The organism is Streptomyces sp. B1866 (assembly GCF_031932565.1).
Lineage (GTDB): Bacteria > Actinomycetota > Actinomycetes > Streptomycetales > Streptomycetaceae > Streptomyces.
The window spans coordinates 1-335 of sequence record NZ_JAVSCF010000652.1; the positions used below are offsets into that span (position 1 = coordinate 1).

The window sequence follows — 335 nt, forward strand, 5'->3', positions numbered from 1 at the left end:
AGACCGTGCCGCGCGCGCGGCAGGAGCACCCCGCGCCCCCCGAGGGCTTCGCGCGCTCCGACGGGTCCGGGCCGTACGACGGCGCCGGGTATGCCGAGGGCTCCGCGCAGTCCGCCGCCGGGCCGTCCGCCGCCGGCGCCGCGGACGGGACCGGCGAGTGGGACTGGCACCTGCCCATGGTCCCGGAGCAGGGGCGGGGCATGGACGGGCCCGGAGCGTACGCGCCCGGGCAGGGCTGGGACGCGCCCGGAGCGGTCGGGACCGGCCAGTGGCCGACGCCGTTCGCGGACGGCGGCGCGGCGGACGGCGGCGCGGCGCGCCCGGACGGCGGCCCC

The 335-nt window shown here is 83.3% G+C and carries 1 pseudogene; it reads left to right on the plus strand.

What is annotated here, in order from left to right:
• Window positions 1-335: pseudogene (locus RKE29_RS30635) on the plus strand (hypothetical protein); the annotation flags it as partial.